This window comes from Chryseobacterium oleae (genome assembly GCF_900115055.1).
Classification (GTDB): domain Bacteria; phylum Bacteroidota; class Bacteroidia; order Flavobacteriales; family Weeksellaceae; genus Chryseobacterium; species Chryseobacterium oleae.
In genome coordinates this window covers 81,475-101,339 of the sequence record NZ_FOVD01000009.1, presented here as the reverse complement: position 1 = coordinate 101,339, position 19,865 = coordinate 81,475, and the positions used below count along the sequence as shown (strand labels likewise).

At 37.3% G+C, this 19,865-nt stretch carries 13 protein-coding genes and 13 tRNA genes; all 26 read left to right on the top strand.

The features are described 5' to 3' along the window. Positions 1 to 954: 954 nt before the first annotated feature. The 26 genes from BM143_RS21340 to BM143_RS21225 all read left to right on the top strand — a co-directional run bounded on the left by BM143_RS21340 (position 955) and on the right by BM143_RS21225 (position 19,815). Positions 955 to 1,027 (top strand) — tRNA-His (locus BM143_RS21340). An 81-nt stretch (positions 1,028 to 1,108) separates the two neighbouring features. Beyond that, positions 1,109 to 1,182: transfer RNA gene (locus BM143_RS21335), tRNA-Lys, on the top strand. A gap of 81 nt (positions 1,183 to 1,263) precedes the next feature. Beyond that, positions 1,264 to 1,337: transfer RNA gene (locus tag BM143_RS21330), tRNA-Arg, on the top strand. Between the two features lie 7 nt (positions 1,338 to 1,344). Next, positions 1,345 to 1,416: transfer RNA gene (locus BM143_RS24070), tRNA-Asp, on the top strand. A gap of 69 nt (positions 1,417 to 1,485) precedes the next feature. Further along, positions 1,486 to 1,560, top strand: a tRNA-Pro gene (locus BM143_RS21325). Positions 1,561 to 1,673: 113 nt separating this feature from the next. Then, a tRNA-Ile gene (locus BM143_RS21320) sits at positions 1,674 to 1,747 on the top strand. A 107-nt stretch (positions 1,748 to 1,854) separates the two neighbouring features. Beyond that, positions 1,855 to 1,923 (top strand) — tRNA-Asn (locus BM143_RS21315). 721 nt (positions 1,924 to 2,644) lie between these two features. Further along, positions 2,645 to 2,728: transfer RNA gene (locus BM143_RS24065), tRNA-Tyr, on the top strand. Positions 2,729 to 2,813: 85 nt separating this feature from the next. Continuing rightward, positions 2,814 to 2,885: transfer RNA gene (locus tag BM143_RS21310), tRNA-Glu, on the top strand. A 179-nt stretch (positions 2,886 to 3,064) separates the two neighbouring features. After that, a tRNA-Leu gene (locus BM143_RS21305) sits at positions 3,065 to 3,138 on the top strand. 75 nt (positions 3,139 to 3,213) lie between these two features. Continuing rightward, positions 3,214 to 3,286 (top strand) — tRNA-Phe (locus tag BM143_RS21300). Between the two features lie 7 nt (positions 3,287 to 3,293). Beyond that, positions 3,294 to 3,366: transfer RNA gene (locus BM143_RS21295), tRNA-Gln, on the top strand. Between the two features lie 9 nt (positions 3,367 to 3,375). Next, a tRNA-Trp gene (locus BM143_RS21290) sits at positions 3,376 to 3,446 on the top strand. A 94-nt stretch (positions 3,447 to 3,540) separates the two neighbouring features. Continuing rightward, positions 3,541 to 4,026 carry a ribonuclease H-like YkuK family protein gene (locus BM143_RS21285; protein WP_090027152.1) on the top strand — a complete coding sequence of 162 codons (486 nt, stop codon included), beginning with the start codon at positions 3,541 to 3,543 and terminating at the stop codon, positions 4,024 to 4,026. Between the two features lie 47 nt (positions 4,027 to 4,073). Continuing rightward, entirely contained in the window at positions 4,074 to 4,445 is a 372-nt protein-coding gene (locus BM143_RS21280) for a cyclic-phosphate processing receiver domain-containing protein (RefSeq protein WP_090027149.1), read from the top strand. Between the two features lie 166 nt (positions 4,446 to 4,611). Continuing rightward, the gene (locus BM143_RS21275) at positions 4,612 to 5,628 is read left to right on the top strand and encodes an RNA ligase, Rnl2 family (protein WP_090027147.1); all 1,017 of its coding nucleotides are present in this window, start codon (positions 4,612 to 4,614) and stop codon (positions 5,626 to 5,628) included. A gap of 48 nt (positions 5,629 to 5,676) precedes the next feature. Next, entirely contained in the window at positions 5,677 to 6,621 is a 945-nt protein-coding gene (locus BM143_RS21270) for an MBL fold metallo-hydrolase (RefSeq protein ID WP_090027145.1), read from the top strand. Between the two features lie 679 nt (positions 6,622 to 7,300). Further along, positions 7,301 to 7,876, top strand: coding sequence for a metallophosphoesterase family protein (locus tag BM143_RS21265; RefSeq protein WP_090027143.1), 576 nt, complete (start codon positions 7,301 to 7,303; stop codon positions 7,874 to 7,876). A gap of 155 nt (positions 7,877 to 8,031) precedes the next feature. Further along, complete coding sequence (locus tag BM143_RS21260; protein ID WP_072925216.1) at positions 8,032 to 8,577, top strand: 3'-5' exonuclease; 546 nt, start codon at positions 8,032 to 8,034, stop codon at positions 8,575 to 8,577. Between the two features lie 139 nt (positions 8,578 to 8,716). After that, positions 8,717 to 9,268: a 3'-5' exonuclease gene (locus BM143_RS21255; RefSeq protein WP_090027141.1), complete on the top strand. Its 552-nt coding sequence runs from the start codon at positions 8,717 to 8,719 to the stop codon at positions 9,266 to 9,268. 59 nt (positions 9,269 to 9,327) lie between these two features. After that, on the top strand, positions 9,328 to 10,356 hold the full coding sequence (locus BM143_RS21250; protein ID WP_090027139.1) for a DNA topoisomerase IV subunit B family protein: 1,029 nt from the start codon (positions 9,328 to 9,330) through the stop codon (positions 10,354 to 10,356). A gap of 586 nt (positions 10,357 to 10,942) precedes the next feature. After that, positions 10,943 to 11,188 carry a hypothetical protein gene (locus tag BM143_RS21245; RefSeq protein ID WP_090027136.1) on the top strand — a complete coding sequence of 82 codons (246 nt, stop codon included), beginning with the start codon at positions 10,943 to 10,945 and terminating at the stop codon, positions 11,186 to 11,188. A 101-nt stretch (positions 11,189 to 11,289) separates the two neighbouring features. Further along, positions 11,290 to 12,801 carry a slipin family protein gene (locus BM143_RS21240; RefSeq protein WP_228430919.1) on the top strand — a complete coding sequence of 504 codons (1,512 nt, stop codon included), beginning with the start codon at positions 11,290 to 11,292 and terminating at the stop codon, positions 12,799 to 12,801. A 438-nt stretch (positions 12,802 to 13,239) separates the two neighbouring features. Continuing rightward, entirely contained in the window at positions 13,240 to 15,786 is a 2,547-nt protein-coding gene (locus tag BM143_RS21235) for a DUF6493 family protein (protein WP_090027134.1), read from the top strand. After that, entirely contained in the window at positions 15,767 to 18,463 is a 2,697-nt protein-coding gene (locus tag BM143_RS21230) for a DUF6493 family protein (protein ID WP_090027132.1), read from the top strand. Before BM143_RS21235 ends, BM143_RS21230 begins: the two co-directional genes overlap by 20 nt. A gap of 2 nt (positions 18,464 to 18,465) precedes the next feature. Further along, positions 18,466 to 19,815 (top strand): SWIM zinc finger family protein, encoded by a 1,350-nt coding sequence (locus tag BM143_RS21225; protein ID WP_090027130.1) that lies wholly within the window; start codon positions 18,466 to 18,468, stop codon positions 19,813 to 19,815. The last annotated feature ends 50 nt before the right edge of the window (positions 19,816 to 19,865 follow it).

Sequence of the window (19,865 nt, the reverse complement as noted above, 5' to 3'; positions counted from 1 at the left end):
AGGTGGCTTCGTGGTCCTCAGCCACCCAGAGCTGTAGTCTTAGTTTTAATGAAATACTTTCAGGAGATAGTTATTTTAAAATTAAAAGATTTAAAAATTCAGGCATTAAAACGATTGGAAGAAATTTCTTATACCCGCATATACAAGGTGGCTGAGGAACTTGAAGCCACCGTCTTTTCCAGTTAAACTATCCCCCTGCTCAGTGAACAAAAGTATTATTTTCATTGCTGAAAAACAATTTTTCCTATCTTTGCGCCATAAAATTATGACACTACAAAGAGCACATATCAATGTAAATCTATGCGATAGCCCTTCAATAAAAGGATTATTCGGATACGAATGGATGATATGGAATGAGGCGAAATGTGCTTGCTTTGAAAATTATTTACAATAAACCCGTAAGAATTTAAACAAAATACCACAGAAACGCCTCGATAACTCGAGGCGTTTCTTGTGTTTTAGGCCATAAATTATTTAGAATGAAAAAAAATAACCGTAAAAACAAAAATTTTTTAATTAACAATGTCAATTTAATACGATAAATAAGAGTGATAAGTAACCCGATGAGAGACAGTCATTTAGGTATTTAAGAGATCCGCAGGATATTGCGGACGGTTATTCTTTATGCTGAAAACGATATATAACTTATTGATTTTCAAATATTTAATTGAAAAATAAATTTGCAGATTAAAAAATTTCATACTTACTTTGCAACCGAAAATTGAAAGCAACAGGTTTTCAGGATTCAAAAACTTTTTAAATAACAAGAATATAATGAAACAATTACATAACATATCTAATCAGTATTCAGGACTAGACGGACAGGAGCCGAAAGGATATGCATGTATTCTGGATAGTGAATTTATTGATAAAAGGTGCTTATATACGTAGGTCTCAGTGATCTGACACGTCAAAATATATACAGCACCTCCCGAAAAGAGGTGCTTTTTTTATGGTTTCTTTAGCTTATTTGGTAAAGCGCCGGTTTGTGGAACCGGAGAACAGGGTTCGATCCCCGAAGATACCCAAAGTAAATAGGAATGGTCAATGGTGAATAATGAATTTAAAATTGACAAGCAAAGCAAATTGACCATTCACATAAAAAAACAATCTCATAGCTCAATTGGTCAGAGCACCGGTCTTTTAAACCGGGGGTTGAAGGTTCAATTCCTTCTGGGATTACGATACAGATTAGAAGTTAGAGATTAGAAGTTAGAAATTAGAAATTAGAACATGACGAATAATTTTCATCAAACAATTATTGATTCTGTAGCTCAATTGGATAGAGCGTTGGTTTTCTAAACCGAAGGTTAGAGGTTCGATTCCTCTCAGAATTACAAAAAAGGTCTATTGAGGTAACGGCTAACCTGCCCGACTGTCTCTTGGGCACTGCGGGTTCGATTCCCGCATAGACCGCAAAGGTTCACGGAAAATTTTAATCCCGGCTGTCTCCCGGAAAACAAATTGGAAACCGAACCTTAAAAACTGGAAAGATAACGGTGGTTGTTTACCCGTCTTGGACGCGGGAGGTCGCAAGTTCGAATCTTGCTTTCCAGACCAATTTTGCCAGGGGGCAAAAGTGAATGGTGAATAGTGAATTTTGCTTCGCAAGTGAATTTTAAAAAAATTGACAGTACAACGAATTGACAATTGACCATTCACAAACAGAAAACAATTTCGTAGCTCAAGTGGTTAGAGTGTCGGTCTGATACGCCGAAGGTTGAAGGTTCGAGTCCTTCCGGAATTACAAAAGAGGCAAAAGTGAATGGTGAATGGTGAATTTTGCTTCGCAAGTGAATTTAAAAAAAATAACAGTACAACGGATTGACCATTCGCAATTTACAAACAGAAAACAATTTCGTAGCTCAATGGTAGAGCGCCGGTCTGTTAAACCGGAAGTTGAAAGTTCGAATCTTTCCGGAATCGCAGATAACTAAATGTTAATTGTTTCAAAAGAGAAGAAATAAGGTGTGTCAAGAGCAGAAGATCTTTACGCCAAATATGGAAAATACCGACAGCCTTTTTCTTTTTTTATTAGAAGCTAGATGTTAGATATTAGAAGCTAGATGTTAGAAATTAGAAGTTAGAGAGTTTATAGATTCATTATCAATTATCAATTATCAACTATCAATCATCAATCATCAATTATCATTTATAATCACATCTGATGGTTCGCCGAAGTGGAAGAGTCGGGGCGGTCTGCAAAACCGTTGCGTAAGCTGAGTGGGTTTAAAATGCGAAACATTCGTGAATTCAATAAAAAAAATAAAATGGTTATGAACAATCCCATAACCATCTCAAATAACTAAAATGAGATTAGTTCCGGAGAAAAAGTAAAAGTTTGTCGAGCGAAGAAGTTCTTATATCAAACTAAAAATTAAGACAGGCTTTGTTTTTCTTCAAATAGAGGTTAGAAGTTAGAGATTAGAAGTTAGTGGTCGTTACAGGATTACCGATCAATTATCACTCATCACTTATCATTTATAAAATTTAGTTAGTTCAGAAGAAAAAATAAAAGTTTGTCAGGCGCAGAAGTTCTTATATCAAACAAAAAATTAAGACAGGCTTTGTTTTTCTTCAAATAGAGGGTAGAAGTTAGAGATTAGAATTTAGAATTTAGAAATTGCTTATTACTCATTATACTGGAAGCTCGCCGGAGTTGGAGAGCCGGGGCAGACTGTAAATCTGTTGCTTTATTGCTGAGTAGGTTCGAATCCTACCGCTTCCACAAAAACCGCTGATAATGTAACGGCAGCATGCAGGAAAAGTACTCTTGTTGTTCAGGTTCGATTCCTGGTCAGTTGGTTTAAAACGCTCCATTCGTCTAACGGTTAGGACGCCTGCCTTTCGAGCAGATGATAAGGGTTCGATTCCCTTATGGAGTACTTATGTGAATGGTCAAAAATCAATTGTGAATAAATAATACCATGAAAGTTCAGATCGAGGAGATCATTCACAAATTTATAAATAATGAGTAATAAGCAATGAGTAATCAATTGTGAATGGTCAATAAGTCAATTTTTTAAAATTACTGATTACCGCTTACTCATTATTAATAAAACCTGCAGAAATGGCGGAACTGGCAGACGCGCTTGATTTAGGATCAAGATATTAAGGGTTCGAATCCCTTTTTCTGTACAAAACATGAATGATGAAAGATGATTGATAAATGCCAATAGGACTATGTCGGGATTACTCATTATATATAAACAGGGATCAGTGGTGTAGAAGGTCTGCACATTTGTCTGAAAAGCAAAAGGGAACCGTTCAATTCGGTTTTGATCCACAAAAAATGATTCATAGTGTAATGGTTTAGCACACAAGACTCTGACTCTTGTTGTTCAGGTTCGAGTCCTGATGAATCAACAAAAAACTACTCTGATAGTGTAATGGTAGCATCTCAGTCTCCAAAACTGATGGTATCGGTTCGAGTCCGCTTCGGAGTGCAAAAGTGAATCGTCAATGATGAATTTTACTTCGTAAGTGAATTTTATAAAATTGACAAATTAATATAAAACAGAATTTAAAACATGTAAAAAAATGGAAACGCAACAAGAAGTATGGCAGAATATGAAAGGAAATTTTTTCCGGAAACCTATCACACAGCTGGTAGAAGAAGCCATCATCCGCGAACAGGCTAACGGTCACCGCCTGAAAGTATGTGTGGGCTCAGATTCCCACGTGTACGGCGAAGCGATCAGCTATGCTACGGCAGTAGTATTTGTACGGGAGGGAAAAGGAGCGTTTACCTTTATCAGAAAAGACAGAAAAATACAGAAGATCAGTATCAAAGAACGGATGCTGAACGAGGTCAACAGATCCGTAGAAATTGCTTACGCTATCTGTGCCGTTCTGGATGCTTATGGTGTGGAAATGGAGGTACACGCAGACATTAATACCGACCCTGATTTTAAGTCAAATGCGGCATTGAAAGATGCTATGGGCTATATTCTGGGAATGGGCTATGTGTTTAAAGCAAAACCTTACGCATTCGCAAGCACCAATTGTGCTGATATGATGGTTTAATTAATAAAGAATGTATTCACAGGCTTCGGGCTTAAAAAAATAACAGGATGGAAATGACCAAAAGATTATTATTTCTGGATGATATAAGATACCCGGTTGAGGCGTATCATTATACCAAACAGGATATTTTCCTCAGAAAAGACTGGCATATTGTTCGCAATTACGAGCAGTTTGTCAACAGAATTATGGAAAAAGGACTTCCGGAACTCATTTCTTTTGACCATGACCTGGCAGATGTACATTATCTGAAGCCCAATGCTAACGAATACACTGAAAAAACAGGCTATGATTGTGCCAAATGGCTGGTAGAATATTGTATGGATAATTATTTGGATCTCCCAAAATTCTATTGTCATTCTATGAATCCGGTGGGCAAGAAGAATATTCTAAGCCTTTTGGAAAATTTTGAACAATTATAATCAATATTTTCAGATCAGCGCAAAAAGATTGCGTTCTTACTTTTTTACTTTGCATAATCAAAATATCAAAGATTACTGAAAGAAAGAAGATGAAGATGATTGATAGAAAGGCAGGGAAATATTCTAAGCCTTTTGGAAAACTATAAAAAAACTAAAAACTAAAAAAATGATTTTCAAAACATATAACTCTATAGAAAACGCTTACCAAACCCGCGTGATCGATCAGATCAGGTTGCAGGGTTTTGGGGATGAGATTTTCATCGTGCAGGAAAAGGTTCATGGTGCCAATTTCTCTTTCTTTACCGACGGAAAGGAAATTAAAATCGCGAAAAGAACCGCCTTTATTGAAAAGGATGAAAAATTCTACAACGCACACCTTATTTTAGAACGTTACAGAAAAAATGTAATTGATTTGTTCCAAAAAGTGAAAACCATTCACCCGGAATTGGAAACGGTAGTAATTTACGGTGAACTGTTCGGAGGCGGCTACAAACATACAGAAGTAGAACCCGTAAAAGAGGCTATCAAAGTACAAAAAGGTGTTGAATACGCACCTCATAACGAATTCTATGGATTCGATATTAAGTTGAACGGTACTACTTATTTGGACACCGATGTGGTGAATCAGATTTTTGAGGAAACCGGATTTTTCTACGCAAAGGTTTTATTCCAGGGCAGCTTGGAAGATGCTTTGAGGTTCCCAAATGTATTTGACTCTAAAATTCCGGCTTGGCTTGGCCTACCTGAAATGGAGAACAATATGTGCGAAGGAACGATTGTCAAAACTTTGAAAACCAGATATTTTGGAAACGGCGCCAGAGTTATTCTTAAAAACAAGAATGATAAGTGGGTTGAAAGATCTAAAATGGTGAAAAAAGACCGTAAAGAAACTCAGAAGCCAGCAGATTTTTCAGAAAATGCTCAGAATATCTGGGAAAACATTCAGAGGTATGTTACAGTCAACAGATTGCATAATGTGGTGAGCAAAGTAGGAGAATTTGAACCCAAAATGATAGGCAAGATCATAGGTCTTTTTGCTCAGGACATTTTGGAAGACTTTGGAAAAGATTTTCCGGATGCTTTCACTTCAGTGGAAAAAGACGAACAGAAAAGAATCAACAAAAAGTTGAATACTTTAGTGATTGATTTTATAAAAGAAGAGTTTATGACTCTTAAAGTTTAGTTTCGGTATATTTTTACCGGAACTTTTTTATGTTTAAAAACTAATACAATGATACAGGCAGAGATAAAAAGTCTTTTGAGAGAAGACATCAGCATATTAATAAAAATTGCAAATACAGGAAAACATTATTTGTGTGACTGCGGTGAAGCCAGCCAGCTGACGGTAAAAGAGATACAGTCGGTTTCAGCGGTATTCATCAGCCATACACACATTGATCATTTTTCGAATTTTGACGGAATTTTCAGACATCAGATCGGTAGCGGAGAAAGAGTTGTGATCTGCGGGCCGAAAAATATCCATCACCAGATTGAAGCGAGGTTAAAATCTTACACATGGAACCTGATTGATGAAAAGGCCATTGAATATGAGATCCGCGAAATCATTTCCTCTGAAGAAATTAATGTTTATATACTCCGTCCACCACACTGGAACCTGGAATTTATAAAGACGCAGAATTTCCTTTTTGAAGATGATCAGGTAAAAGTAGAATTGGCCATTCTTGATCATAAAACAGATTCCATTGCGTATTTGTTCAAAGAAAAAGATTCAGTCACCTTTCATGAAGAGGCTTCCGGCTTCAGAAAAGGGAAATGGATCAGCGAACTGAAAACGGCTTTTGAAAATAATGATGAAGATAATGAAATTGACATTGATGGAACCGTTTACAAAGCATCTGATCTGTTTCATTTACTGACCAGAAATCAAGGTTACAGGCTTGGGGTAATTATGGATCATGCGGCAGATCAGGAAAATTATGAAAAGATAAAAGCGGTGTTCAGCGAGGCAGATCTTGTGTATATCGAGAGTTTTTATAAAGATTCTGATCAGGAATTTGCGAAGCTGAATTATCACAGTTTTGCTTCTGCATCAGGAAAGATCATGAAAGACTGTCAGGTGAAAGAAGCCGTTCCTATTCACTTTTCAAGAAGATATACGGAAACTGATGTTATTGAAATTGAAACTGCTTTTTATAAAGCATTTCTCGAAAATTAATTAAAAATTTGAACTACAAAAGAATTGATTTTCTTAACACAAATACCACTAATAATCTTCACAAATATCCACAATCATCTGTGTAATCTGTGTAATCCGTGGTTAAGAAAACGGTATTTTTTAAACACAAATACCACTAATAATCTTCACAAATATCCACAATCATCTGTGTAGATCTGTGAAATCCGTGGTTAAGAAAACGGTCTTTTTTTAACACAAATAGCACGAATGATCTTCACAAATATCCACAATCATCTGTGCAAATCTGTGAAATCCGTGGTTAAGAAAACGGTATTTTTTAAACACAAATATCACTAATAATCTTCACAAATATCCACAATGATCTGTGTAGATCTGTGAAATCCGTGGTTAAGAAAACGGTCTTTTTTAAACACAAATACCACTAATAATCTTCACAAATATCCACAATGATCTGTGTAGATCTGTGAAATCCGTGGTTAAGAAAACGGTCTTTTTTAAACACAAATACCACTAATAATCTTCACAAATATCCACAATCATCTGTGTAAATCTGTGAAATCCGTGGTTAAGAAAACGGTCTTTTTTTAACACAAATAGCACGAATGATCTCCACAAATCAATATAACATCTGTGTATTCTGTGTAATCCGTGGTTAAAAAAGATGTAGTAAAAATTAAACAAACAAATTATTAAAAAAATGAAACCTAATATATTTTTTACAGCGGACCATCATTTCGGTCACGCCAATATTATAAAATTTTCAGAAAGACCATTCGAGTCCTTAGACCATATGAATGAAGAACTGGTCAAAAGATGGAATGAAAGAATCGGTACCAATGATACCGTCTACCATCTTGGCGATATCAGTTTAGGAAAACCGGATTTCACCAAAGAAATCCTCGACAGGTTAAACGGCAATATCCATTTGATCAGAGGAAACCACGAAGGTGCCGCGCTTACCTATCCCAAACGATTTGAATCCGTGAGAGATTATCATGAATTGAAAATTGATGAACCGGAAAACAGCAACGGCAAGCAGAAAATTATCCTCCTGCATTACGCCATGCGTACCTGGAATGGTTCACACCGCGGAGTCTGGCAGCTCTACGGCCATTCACACGGAACTTTACCCGATGACGAAATGGCTTTAAGCTTCGACGTGGGAGTAGACTGTCACAATTTCTACCCAATTTCTTACGAAGAAGTCAAAGAAATCATGAAGCAAAAAAAATGGACACCACCGTTTGGAGGAAGAGACAGTAGAGAATTATAAGTTATGAGTTATGAGTTATGAGTTATGAGTTATGAGTTATGAGTTATGAGTTATGAGTTATGAGTTATGAGTGGCGGTCATTATAATCCCACTGGTACATTGTACTTTATACATTTTACATTGTACATCAATACTTTATACATTTTACAAAAAAAATGAACACAACAAACGAAATATTAATCATCGATCTGGAAGCCACCTGCTGGGAAAATGACAGAATTCCCATTGGAGAGAAAGTCGATATTATAGAAATAGGGATCTGCAAATTGGATTTAAAATCAAAAGCCATTTCCCAAAAACAAAGCATTTATGTTATTCCGGAAAGATCAGAAATCAATGAATTCTGTACAAAACTAACCGGAATCACGCCGCAGCTTATTGACGAGAAAGGAATCTATTTTGAAGAAGCCTGCGAAAAGATTCTGGATGAATATCATTCTTCAGACCTTACCTGGGCAGGTTTTGGAAACTTTGACAAGGAACAGATTTTCGAACAGTGTGACTGGCTCGGAATAGAGATTCCTTTCGGTGGACAATATCTGAATGTGATGGAAGAATTCAGAGAACATTTCAGACTCCACAAAATGATAGGCCTGAAAAGAGCTCTGGACTACCTGAAAATGGATTTTGAAGGAAACCACCACAGCGGAGCAGACGATGCTTACAATGCTGCCAAAATTTTACGGAAGATTTTGGAGTAGAAATAAAGATAGAAGTTAGAGGTTAGAAACTAGAAATTAGAAGATGGAAAGTCCGATACCTGAAGCGAATAACGTTCATTATTAACTTCCATCCTCCAGCTCCCATCTTCCCTCTTTTACAACATTAAATTTTAAACAAATGAAAACAACAGAAAATATATTAATTATAGACCTGGAAGCTACCTGTTGGGACGACAGACCGCCCAGAGGCCAGGAAAGCGAGATCATCGAGATCGGGGTGTGCATTATGAATGCCACAACAGGCAAGGTCTCCAAAAATGAAGGCATTTTAGTGAAACCACAGTACTCGAAGGTGAGTCCTTTTTGTACGGAACTGACTTCCATTACACAAAATATGCTGGATGATGAAGGCATCATGCTGGAAGACGCTCTGGATATCCTGAGGGCAGAATACGATTCTGAGGACCTGACATGGGCTAGCTATGGCAACTATGACCTGAATATGCTGCAAAACCAGGCCAGAAGATTCAATGTGGATTATCCGTTGAGCGATGACCATATCAATGTAAAAACACTGTTCGGGCAGCTGCATCCTACGGTAAGAAAAAGTGTAGGCATGAGCAGGGCTTTAGGCGAACTGAATCTCAAGCTGGAAGGTACGCACCACAGAGGTGTGGATGACGCGAAGAATATTGCGAAGATCTTGCATTGGTGCCTTCAAAAGGCATAATTAGGAGTGAATAATTTGGCTTTAAAATCGTATATTTAAGTTTATTTCGAATTTAAATTATGATTGAAAAACCTAATATTTTAGAGCATATCAGAAAACGTCCGGGAATGTATATCGGTGCTTTAAATCACTACGGTTATCAGGAATTGCTAAGTTATTTGATTGAAGATTTTATAAAATCTGGTATCTATGAGATAACTTTTTTACTCAAAAAGAAGAATCAATTAATAATAGAAGGTTCTGGTACCAAAACTTTTCTCCCTTTTTTAGATGCTTTGAAACATCTTCATGATTATAAAAACGAAAAATTTTATTTATCACTGGCAGGAATTGTTGCTTTATCTAAATACACAAGGATTGAAATTAATGGTGTACATGCTTTTAGATCTGAAAAAGGAAATCCCGAATTTTTAGAAGATGTTCAGCATGCTGACTTCAATAGAATAAAAATTGAATTGATACCTGATAAAGAAATTTTTCAAGATGTAATTTTAAATTATGATTTACTCAATAATTTCTTGAGACGATTTTCATTTTTAAACAATCAATTAAAGATTAAAAGCATCGATCAGTCCAAAACTGAAAAACAAATTAATATTTTCCATTACCCAAAAGGTTTGTCTGAAATAATTGATTACGAATTGGAGAAAAGTTTTTCTTACTATTCATCAGTTTTTAAACTGAACTTTGAGAAAAAGACGAAGTTTTCCTATTCACTGGCGCTGGCATTTGTAAGTAGTTATTGGGTAAAACCTAAATTAAAAATATATGCGAACTATAAAGAAACAGTTTTAGGAGGCTCATTACTGGATGGTATTTTTCAAGGTCTTAAGAAATTTTTAAATGAAGAATCTTCAAAAAGAAACCTGAAATTAAGTATTAGAACTGTAAAACTTCAAAAACATCTTTGTCTTTATGCTTCAGTAAGAGGTGAGTTAACCTACTTAGGTGCAACAAGATGGAAGTTAGGAACTCCAAAAGTTCAAATTGAAATTAAAGAATTTGTTTATCAGGAATTGAAATTATATTTCACGGATAAAGAGTCTCAGGTTTCCGGAATTTTGGATATTTTACAGGAGGACATATAAGAGGAATCTATTTTTTAAGAAAGTTTCTATTATAAACTTTATCAGACAACGCAGAGGCGGTTTCATATTTTGAAACTGTCTTTTTTTATTTTTTATCAAATTTTATTTTCTACGCAGAATGATTGCGCAATAGACTTTTTACTTTGCATTATCAAAATGAAACAACACTGAAATTTTGAAAAACAGATTTCAGTTACCATATCAGGCAAGTCAGGTTGTGTGTTTCTGTATAACACCATTGCAGAAGAATTTGTTGAAAAACATTGTTTTCGTTCTGTTCAGCTTGGCCTGAAGGTTTTAGGAGTTAACCAAAAAACTTCTACCATTAGCTATTGTACGAAGGTTCGAATCCTTCTGTTTCCTTAAGGGGAAATATAACTCAAGAGGATAGAGTAAATAGTTTTTTTGCGAAGGTTCGACTCCTTCTCTCAATTAAGATTGAGATAGCTCAAGTGGTAGAGCACTACACTTCACATGTAGTTAAAGATAGACTGAAAATCTATTTTTTACAAAGTTTTCAATGTTTTTCTTTAAAAACATTCCTGTAGAGAAAATCTGAGTTTTTTCAGTTGTTGAATCAACATTTTTGAAAAAGCCAGTAAGAAAGATTTTTTCTGAAAGTGAAAGTCAGTTGATGAATACCTCAATTGAACAAAATTTTCTGATAAGGACGGTTTTCCGCGTGAGCGATGGTAACGGATATCCTTTTTTGTACGCAAAAAAGATAGCAGTGAACGTAGCGACCCGGGTTGCTGCTTTCAGCGGTGGCCAGGGACACGCCCAAGATTTTACGGATTGGAAAAAGAAGTTTAAGAACGGTTTTCTGAAATGATTGGAGCTTTTTGAAACTCCTTTGCTTCCGCCATTTTTTGGAAGAAAGAAACTCAGATTTCTCTTTTTAATTGAAATAATAACACTTAAAAATATAATAAAATGATAAAAAATGTACACATTAAAGCCTACCAAATGGGTTTGGTCTTCAAAAACCGAAACTTAATTGAAGTTCTCAAAGAAGGTAATCATTATGTCTTCGGAAATAAATCCGTCACGATCTATGAGATGAAGTCAAGGTTTGAAGCCGGTGAAGATTTACCGATTTTGTTGAAAAATGAAACCCTGAAAAATCTTTTGGAAACCGTAGAAGTAAAAGACGGAGAAATCATTTTAGTTCATGAAAATGGTACTTTAAAAGATGTTTTGACCGTTGGACAGTATGCATTCTGGAAAGGAATGGTCAACAGAGAATTTCAGAAAATCGACTTAACCAAGATTGAGATCCCGGAAGAAATCTCCAAGGCAGTTTTGGAAAATATAAAGGTGAAAAGCTTTGTAAGAAAGTTTCTTGTGCCTCATCACCAAAAAGGATTATTGTTAATTGACGGTAAATTAACTCAGATATTGGAAAGCGGTATCTACTCCTTCTGGAACAATGATATTTCAGTTGAGGTTAAGGTAATCGATCCTAACTATGAAATAAAATCCCAGTTTGCAACCCATGAAAATGTAGCTGCTTTATTAAAGAATGAAACCCTGAAAAACCTTTTGGAAATCGTAGAGGTAAAAGATGGTGAAATCCTTTTAATGTATGAAAACGGTACTTTAAAGGATGTTCTGAACGTTGGACAATATGCATTCTGGACAGATATTACAGAAAGAGTTTTCCAGAAAGTGGACTTAACGAAAGTTGAAATCACCGAGGAAATCCCTAATAACATCCTGGAAAATTCAAGACTGAGACATTACGTAAGAAAATTTAATGTCCCGAATCAGTATAAAGGACTGTTGATCATTGACGGTAAATTGGTGAAGACTCTGGAAGCCGGAACCTACAACTTCTGGAATAATGGAGTTTCCATCGACGTTAATATGGTTGATACCCGTATGCAGCAAATGGAAATTGCAGGTCAGGAGCTTTTGACTAAGGATAAAGCGATGCTAAGAATCAATTTTTATGTGAGTTTTCAGGTACAGAGTATCGAAAAAGCACTGATGGAAAATAAAGAATATGATAAGCAATTATATATTCTGATGCAATTGGCATTGCGTGAGTTTGTAGGAGCTTTGACACTGGATGAACTGTTGCTGAAAAAAGATTCAGTAGGAAAAGAAATTCTTGAAAATCTGGGTGAAAAAGCCAGTGATTTAGGTGTCAGAGCTTTTGATGCGGGTATCCGTGATGTGATCCTGACGGGTGAAATGAAGGAAATTATGAACCAGGTATTGATCGCTGAGAAAAAAGCTCAGGCCAACAGCATCATGCGCCGTGAAGAAACGGCTTCCACAAGAAGTTTGCTGAATACCGCAAAACTGATGGAAGAAAATGAAGTTTTATGGAAGCTGAAAGAAATGGAGTATATGGAAAAAATCGCAGAAAAGATTGGTGATATTACCGTTTCAGGAAACAGCAACATCGTTTCCCAGCTGAAAGAAATTTTCACAAAATAAAAACTAATAACTGTTACTATATGGGTAGGCTTGTGTAAAAACGGTCTGCCCTTTTTTAATTTAATAATAATCTGAAAATATTTCCGGACGGATTTTTTTAACATTTTTTTTCATATTATAAAGAAAGAAGAGCATACCATTGAATCGGACTTTTTTGGATATGGAATCACTGCACATTTTTCAATTAACCTCGAAGAAAAAGAATTCAATGGCCAATTTTACGATTATTACCTAACATTCAGAGAAACAGCGTCCAACGAGAAAAAGGATATTTACGTTTTTTTCAAAGAAGAAAGAATAATTCTATTTAACTTTTATTCAGAAATGCCCGCAGAACTGCTGTTGAAAGCATAATTTTTTGTTAAAAAAATCACTTTACTGGGATATTTCAATGTCTGTCAGTCATTTTTTGTTATTTTAGTCGCCAAGATTGGAATTATGCTTATTGAAGATGAATTGAAGGCGATTTATTTAAATTATAGAATCAAGGATATTGTTCCTTTTCTCATAAAGCTGACCCCAAAAGAAAAGAAGGAAACTGCAGTTATTTTAAAGAAATTTTTAAATAAAGACTGGGGGCACAATCACGTTTCTATGCTGGCCGCGCTGGCCTGCAGCACCCACCGGGACGAATACGCAAAACTGTCGCCCGGTTATTACGCCGTCCCAATACATCTCGTTGAAGAATTATTCGAATCTTACACTCCGGAATGGCTCGGAAACAGCTATCCGTTTCTCAGGAATATAGACTACCTGAAAGTTATGGAATGGCAACAGAAGGGCTATCTTATCCTGGATGATGAAATTGCGGCCCATCTTCTTTCGGAATCACTGGTTTCAGAACATACCGCCGAAGAAATTCTTTTCACTTATCCTGAAACATTGGATGCTCATATCTGGCTCCTTTTTAAGTATAATTCCAATATCACGTACCATTATAAAAACGATAAAAACTGGAAAGTTTTCTTTAAAGATCTTGTCCAAAAAAATAAAATTGACCGTTTAAAAGTTCTGAAATCCTGTCTGGACGCAGTCAGTCTCAATTTTTCCAAAGATCATAATACGTGGTTTCTGGAACTTTTTTCTTACTTAGAACCTTCACCGCAGGAAATTTTAGCGCTTCAGGACAACCTGTTTTCGATTTTCCATGCTCCACAACAGTCACTTATTGTTCCGGTACTGAAAATTATTAGTCCGGTGATCACGGAACCAGATTTTAAAACACTCGGTTTTCTTAATGCTACAGCGACTTTATCCAGTGTTCAGGTTAAAAATATTCTGAATACATGGCTTCAGACGGTTGAGAAAATATTGAAGAATAATAAAAAATATGGGGAAGAAATCTGTCGTTTTGTATTGCCTGTTTTTATGAGCAAAGACGCTTCTATACAGATCAAAGCAGCCAAAATCATTGCAAAATATGGCGATCCCGGTTCTGAAAATTATAAAAATGAATTACAGGCTTATGCAGAATCTTTACTGTCAGATGCTAAAACAGAGCTTGAAAAATTCCTTATCAACCATAATAATGAAGCTTCGGAATCTGTAGAGACTGAAGAACCAACTTCCTGGCATATATCTCAACCGATTTCTCCTATTGAAAGCATCAGTGATCTGATATTCTTTGCGCCACAGGTGTTCAGCAAAAACAAGCCCAATGATCTTGATCTTTTTATAGATGCTTTGCTGAGGTTCAATACAGAGATCAGTGAAGAGCACCTTACACAACTGGAACCGGCTTTCAAAGCAATCATTAAAGTAAAAGAAAGTGTAGGGATGCACCATTTGTATGCTACATTTTTTATGGCGTACGGACTTTTAAAACAAAAGAAAGGATTTCCTGTGCTCAAAGAGGCAAAGAAAGTATTTCCAGCCCTTGAAAACTGGATTGGAAAACGTACTCCTTTGATCTTTAAAGCCTATCATCAATTTATTTTGGGAGTATTTGATCTTTTAAAACAAGAGAAAAAGCTTCCGTTACTTTCAGTCGCGGATCATACACCTTGCTGGATTGATATCCGTGTGCTGATTGATAAATTAAAAATATACCAGGATCAGAAAGAACTTCCCGTTCCTTTCGATCTGCAGAGAGCAGTGCTTCGGGTACGAAAAGAGAATTTCGAAGAAGCCCAAAAGTATGCTAAGAAACAGCTTAGTGAAGAGTATTTACAACTATTGCAACCCGTTTTTGATCCGAAATATTATAGAAATATTTACGAAAATTCTTATCTGGAAGGGAGTTTCGACAGAAAGTTAGGCATCAGAAAAATATATAAAGGCTATGTAGCAGAAGAAATTCCGGAGCTTACGATAACGATTGAAAATAAAGAAATTCCCGGAGATGCCTCTCTGCTGGATCATTTATTTAACTCCTATCACGGCATCTATGATCAGGATCTGATCCGGATTTTATACACAGCTCCGTACTTTTCCGGGTCTGTTTTTGCTAAAAAATGTAACGAAACCCTGTCCAATGCTGTTTACCAATATGACAGCAGAACCAATACCGAATTTTTAGATGCCTGGATGAAGCTGGATCTTCCATGCCAGAATATGCATTATTTATTCCTGTCCGCGGCCATGTTCAGTAAGGATAAAACCTTCTCTGGTACGGCTTTTGAAGCGATTATTCATAAGATAGTTTCAGAGGATTTTGACCCCGGAATATTAGGAATAATGATCGGTGAAAAGATCAGTCACGGACTGGTTACGGTGAAAAGATTGACGGATGGTCTTTTCGGCTTTATCGGATTGAGTGCCAGTCATAACCACGCTTTTGAAAAACTATTGATACCCATTCTCACAGCGATAGATCATCCCGTTTTTAATCTCAAAAAGATTTTAGAGATGTACTACGAACTCCTGCACCTTAATCAGTCCGAAGTTGATGGTGCGGTGGCTGCCAGGCTGGAAGAATGGAAAAACGAAAATAACCTGAAAAAAATTATCATCAAATTAAAAACAAATGAAAGAAAGACTTTATGAGATCCTTAATGAGGAAAAAGCACATGAGATTATTCCGTTTCTGAAGCAGCTAAGCACAGAAGAAAGAAAAACCCTGGTACCCACAATAAAAAAGCTGGACCGGGAGATCAGTAAGATTGTAATGACGAAAAACTCCTACCATACTGCCGGTTCTGCAGATCAGCATTCTATCATTGATATCGCATCATTTGTCTGCATGGATCAGAAGCATTACGGGAAAAATTACTGGAGCCTTTTCAGAGACAAAGAACAGACCCGTAAAATACTGGAATGGGGATGCCCGCCATGGTTTTCAGAATTTATCAATGATTCTATAGAAGCTGAATTTACAGCATTTAATTATCAGGATATTCTGGAATGGGCAGAAAAAGGCTATGTACAACCCAGACCTGAACTGCTGGGATACCATTTAAGTCTTCAGCCCTATGACCTGGATAAATCTCCGGAGACGCTGGGCACCCACTTTTGGTATCTGTGCGAATTTCCATCGAAATCACTCCCTTTTACAAGAGAATGGCTTCCTTTGGTTCAAAAGCTGATTGCCGAAAATAAAATTGAAAGAAAAAGATTTCTCAAGGAATGCCTTCTGGCAGCCAACAGAAATTTCAATAAAAACGTGACCGGATGGTTCATGGATGCATTCAATATCCTGAAACCTTCAAACGAAGAACTGATCATGCTTCAGGACGAACTGATGGCAGGATTGGCTTCCGTACAGTCGAAGGCGGTGAATACCATGCTGGCTCATCTGAAAAAAATAGTTCCGGAGCCGGAATTTAAAACCAGTGAGTTTTCCCATTTCCTTCCGAACCTCTTAAGTTCGGAGGTCAAAACCGTTGTAGCAGCCAGTCTTGCCGTGACAGAAAATATCTTTCAGAAAATGAAAACGGATACTGAAAACCTCGGAATGGCTTTGAGCGCAGCATTTGTAAGTAAAGATGAAAGCATACAGACCAAAGCCGCAAAGATCATCCAGAAATACATTCCTGTTTCCGAAGATATCAAGGAAGCCTTATCACATTATGCAGATAATGTTTTGGCTAATGTAAGACCGGGACTTGCTGAATACATCGAAGATAAGCAATTGGAACTGGATGCCGTACAGCAGGAAAAGCTGGAGCTGATCAGCGAAGAAAGCCGGGCGAAGGAGCCTGCAAGTTTTGAAGATCTCATGTTTTTCCTTCCGCAGGCGATAGAAAAGCCGGGGACCTATTATTATGATCTGGCACTCGGAGGGCTTGTCAGGTTTGCAGCTGACGCAGATGAAGCATCCGTAAAGCTTTTTGAACCTGTATTTCAGAAAGCGTGTAAAACTATTGCTAAGTGGGAAGTACATCATTTTAATGTGCTGCTGTGCAATCTGATCATCAACTACGGACTTTCTTTACTGGAAAAATTCCCGGTTCAGCTTAAGAATCTGGAAAAAATATACAAAAGAACACAGGAAGACGAAGCGACGAGAGAAGTATATTCCACCTACCATAAAAAGCTGGGACCTATACGGGACATCTATGCCGGAGGTGTCGCTATGAAGCCCTTCAAGCATATTGCGGTACAGGTTTTCAATAAAATAAAGTCAGGAGATAAAACGCCATTGTTGTCTACAGTAACCCATGAGCCATGTTGGGTAAGTCCGGATGCATTGGTAGAAAGACTTGAAATTTATCAGAATGAAAATATAAAGCCTTATGACCTGGATGTACAGCTGGCATTGCAACGTTGTTCACTTGAAAGAACATCAGACAGATTAAAGCTAGTGGAAGAAAAATTAAAAGGAGAGTACAAAGATCTGCTTCTTTTCTTTTTTAATCCAAATGCCGCCCCAAAAGGAAAATATGAGCACCCGTCATGGTGGATGACTGCCGGAATAACGCGTTCTCCGGGAACCATTTTTGAAGAATTCAAAGATTTCGGATATGATGATATCCCCAAAGAATTCCTTACCGGCTCATATGAATGGAAAACAATTGACAGTAAAAAGAACTCTTATTATCCGGTTGAACTGAACATCAATGTTCCAAAATATCACTTGAAAAAAAGAGAACATCCGCTTTTCCTGGAATTCTTTATTGCTGAACAGAAACATTTTTCTGAAACCCCTTCATTCATGTGGAGCTTTCCGAATACCCTTGGAAATGTTTTTGCAAAAATCATTAAAGACTGCCTGTTTTATTCAGGCATCGCAGAAGTGTATGAAAGAAGTCTGGTCCTAAATACGGCACAGGCCCTTCATCAGATGAAAAAACCTCTGGACGCAATGGGGTACCTGTTTTTGGGAACCATTTTCCTGGATGGAGACAAAGTCATCCGTGGAACCGCTGCTGAGATCTGGCTGGAACATGTTTCCCATAAAGTACTGGATAACGTACAACTAGGCCGTGTGACCGGTCTGCATGAGAAACTGGAATGGGCACCTGTGAAGAGGTTTACGGATCTGGTACAGCATCAGATGCTCAATGTCAGCAAAGACCATAATCTGGCACTGGAGCAGCTTCTTACCCATATTTTGCTACAGATGGAAACCCCTGTTACCAATCTGAAAAAAATATTGGATATTTACCACGAGGTTCTGGCTTTAAACCAATCTGAAGCCGATAAAAACTTAAAAGAAAAACTGAATAGCTGGAAAGAGAATTCCAGTCTGAAAAAAATCTGCAATCTTCTTCTAAAAAAATAGATATGGAAGATACGCTTGTTTATAATTATCAGAGACCATCGTCTTTGATAAAAAAAGATGCATCTGAAGAATTATTTCTGTCTAAGTACAGCGAAATTCAGAAGAATACGGATGCTCCCTGCTTTTTCTGGGGAGATGTGAGCCAGCCGTTTATACTGGCAAGATGCCTCATTACCCTTTCCAATATTGTGAAATCCAGCTTTAATCTGTCGCCGTTTCAGATGGCACTGCTTAAAGACCCTATCGTTACGGCCGGAAATGAGCGGTTGCGGTTTGAAGGATTTTCACATTGTGCCGGAGTGTATGCCAGGGTAGATGTACTGCCTGAGGGACTCCACGGTGAGTTTCTGGAAAACGGAACTACCAATGTGGATTTTAACCAACCGATGATTACTGCGTTGGGAAGCATTCGGCCCAATGAAAAAATCATGCTTTCTGTTGGGGAAAAAGAAGTTGGACTGTACAAAGAAGAAGAAAAAGTAGTGGAAAGAAAAGTTCCGCTGCCTGTAAAATGGATCAAAGGACTCAGTACCGTTCAGATCTACCTGTCTGAGTCGGAAAAGCTTCATACATTCAATAAAATCCAGACTCAGCAGCTGTTCAGGGGAATACCGAAAGGTCCGGTAAAATCTGATTACTATCTGATCATCCGGGGAAATAAACCTATGTTTTCTCCTGTGAAATCGGTGGATGCAGTCTGTATTGGCGGGCTTAACCGGCTACGCTTGCTGGAACCGCTTCTTCCTTATATCGACCAGATGCAGGTATTTCCGCATGCAGATATGCAGTCTACGACGTGGCAGTTGTATATGGGGAACATAAGGTTCAGCTTTTCATTGTCAAGGGAAAGCTGGAGAGGATTTTCAGGAGAAGGAGCCGTTTTGGACAGCCTTATAGATGATATTTCTGATGAATGGATTGATGCATTGGACAAGTATGCTTATGCGAATCAGTCTTTTAATCCTTCAGCGTTTGCTGTGGAGGAAAATATCAGCCTTAACACAACGGATAACCTGACAGGAAGATTAGCTGCCATGGGGCTTCTAGGCTACGATCTTGATGATCATGGATTTTTCTACCGCAGATTACCATTTAAACTCAACCGTATTATCGGGTTGAATCCAAGGATGAAAAATGCAGAAAAACTCATTGCTGAAGGAAAGGTGGAGATTTTAAATAAAAGCTTAGCCAGAACTGAAGCCCGGGTAGAAGGAACCGGAGTACATCATACCGTAATTATCGATAATGATAAAGAACGCTGTACCTGCGAATGGTTTAGTAAATACCAGGGCGAGAGAGGACCATGCAAACATGTTTTGGCAGTTAAAAAAGTGGTATGCCTTAAAGCCTGATATTTCAGAATATATTTGATAAAAATGCGTCCGGCCGATATTCGGCCGGA

What these genes read in the sequence shown, in the direction of transcription:
- BM143_RS21285 (WP_090027152.1), top strand. Translation starts at nt 3,541, where the DNA reads ATGGAAACGCAACAAGAAGTATGGCAGAATATGAAAGGAAATTTTTTC.
- BM143_RS21280 (WP_090027149.1), top strand. Translation starts at nt 4,074, where the DNA reads ATGGAAATGACCAAAAGATTATTATTTCTGGATGATATAAGATACCCG.
- BM143_RS21275 (WP_090027147.1), top strand. Translation starts at nt 4,612, where the DNA reads ATGATTTTCAAAACATATAACTCTATAGAAAACGCTTACCAAACCCGC.
- BM143_RS21270 (WP_090027145.1), top strand. Translation starts at nt 5,677, where the DNA reads ATGATACAGGCAGAGATAAAAAGTCTTTTGAGAGAAGACATCAGCATA.
- BM143_RS21265 (WP_090027143.1), top strand. Translation starts at nt 7,301, where the DNA reads ATGAAACCTAATATATTTTTTACAGCGGACCATCATTTCGGTCACGCC.
- BM143_RS21260 (WP_072925216.1), top strand. Translation starts at nt 8,032, where the DNA reads ATGAACACAACAAACGAAATATTAATCATCGATCTGGAAGCCACCTGC.
- BM143_RS21255 (WP_090027141.1), top strand. Translation starts at nt 8,717, where the DNA reads ATGAAAACAACAGAAAATATATTAATTATAGACCTGGAAGCTACCTGT.
- BM143_RS21250 (WP_090027139.1), top strand. Translation starts at nt 9,328, where the DNA reads ATGATTGAAAAACCTAATATTTTAGAGCATATCAGAAAACGTCCGGGA.
- BM143_RS21240 (WP_228430919.1), top strand. Translation starts at nt 11,290, where the DNA reads ATGATAAAAAATGTACACATTAAAGCCTACCAAATGGGTTTGGTCTTC.
- BM143_RS21235 (WP_090027134.1), top strand. Translation starts at nt 13,240, where the DNA reads ATGCTTATTGAAGATGAATTGAAGGCGATTTATTTAAATTATAGAATC.
- BM143_RS21230 (WP_090027132.1), top strand. Translation starts at nt 15,767, where the DNA reads ATGAAAGAAAGACTTTATGAGATCCTTAATGAGGAAAAAGCACATGAG.
- BM143_RS21225 (WP_090027130.1), top strand. Translation starts at nt 18,466, where the DNA reads ATGGAAGATACGCTTGTTTATAATTATCAGAGACCATCGTCTTTGATA.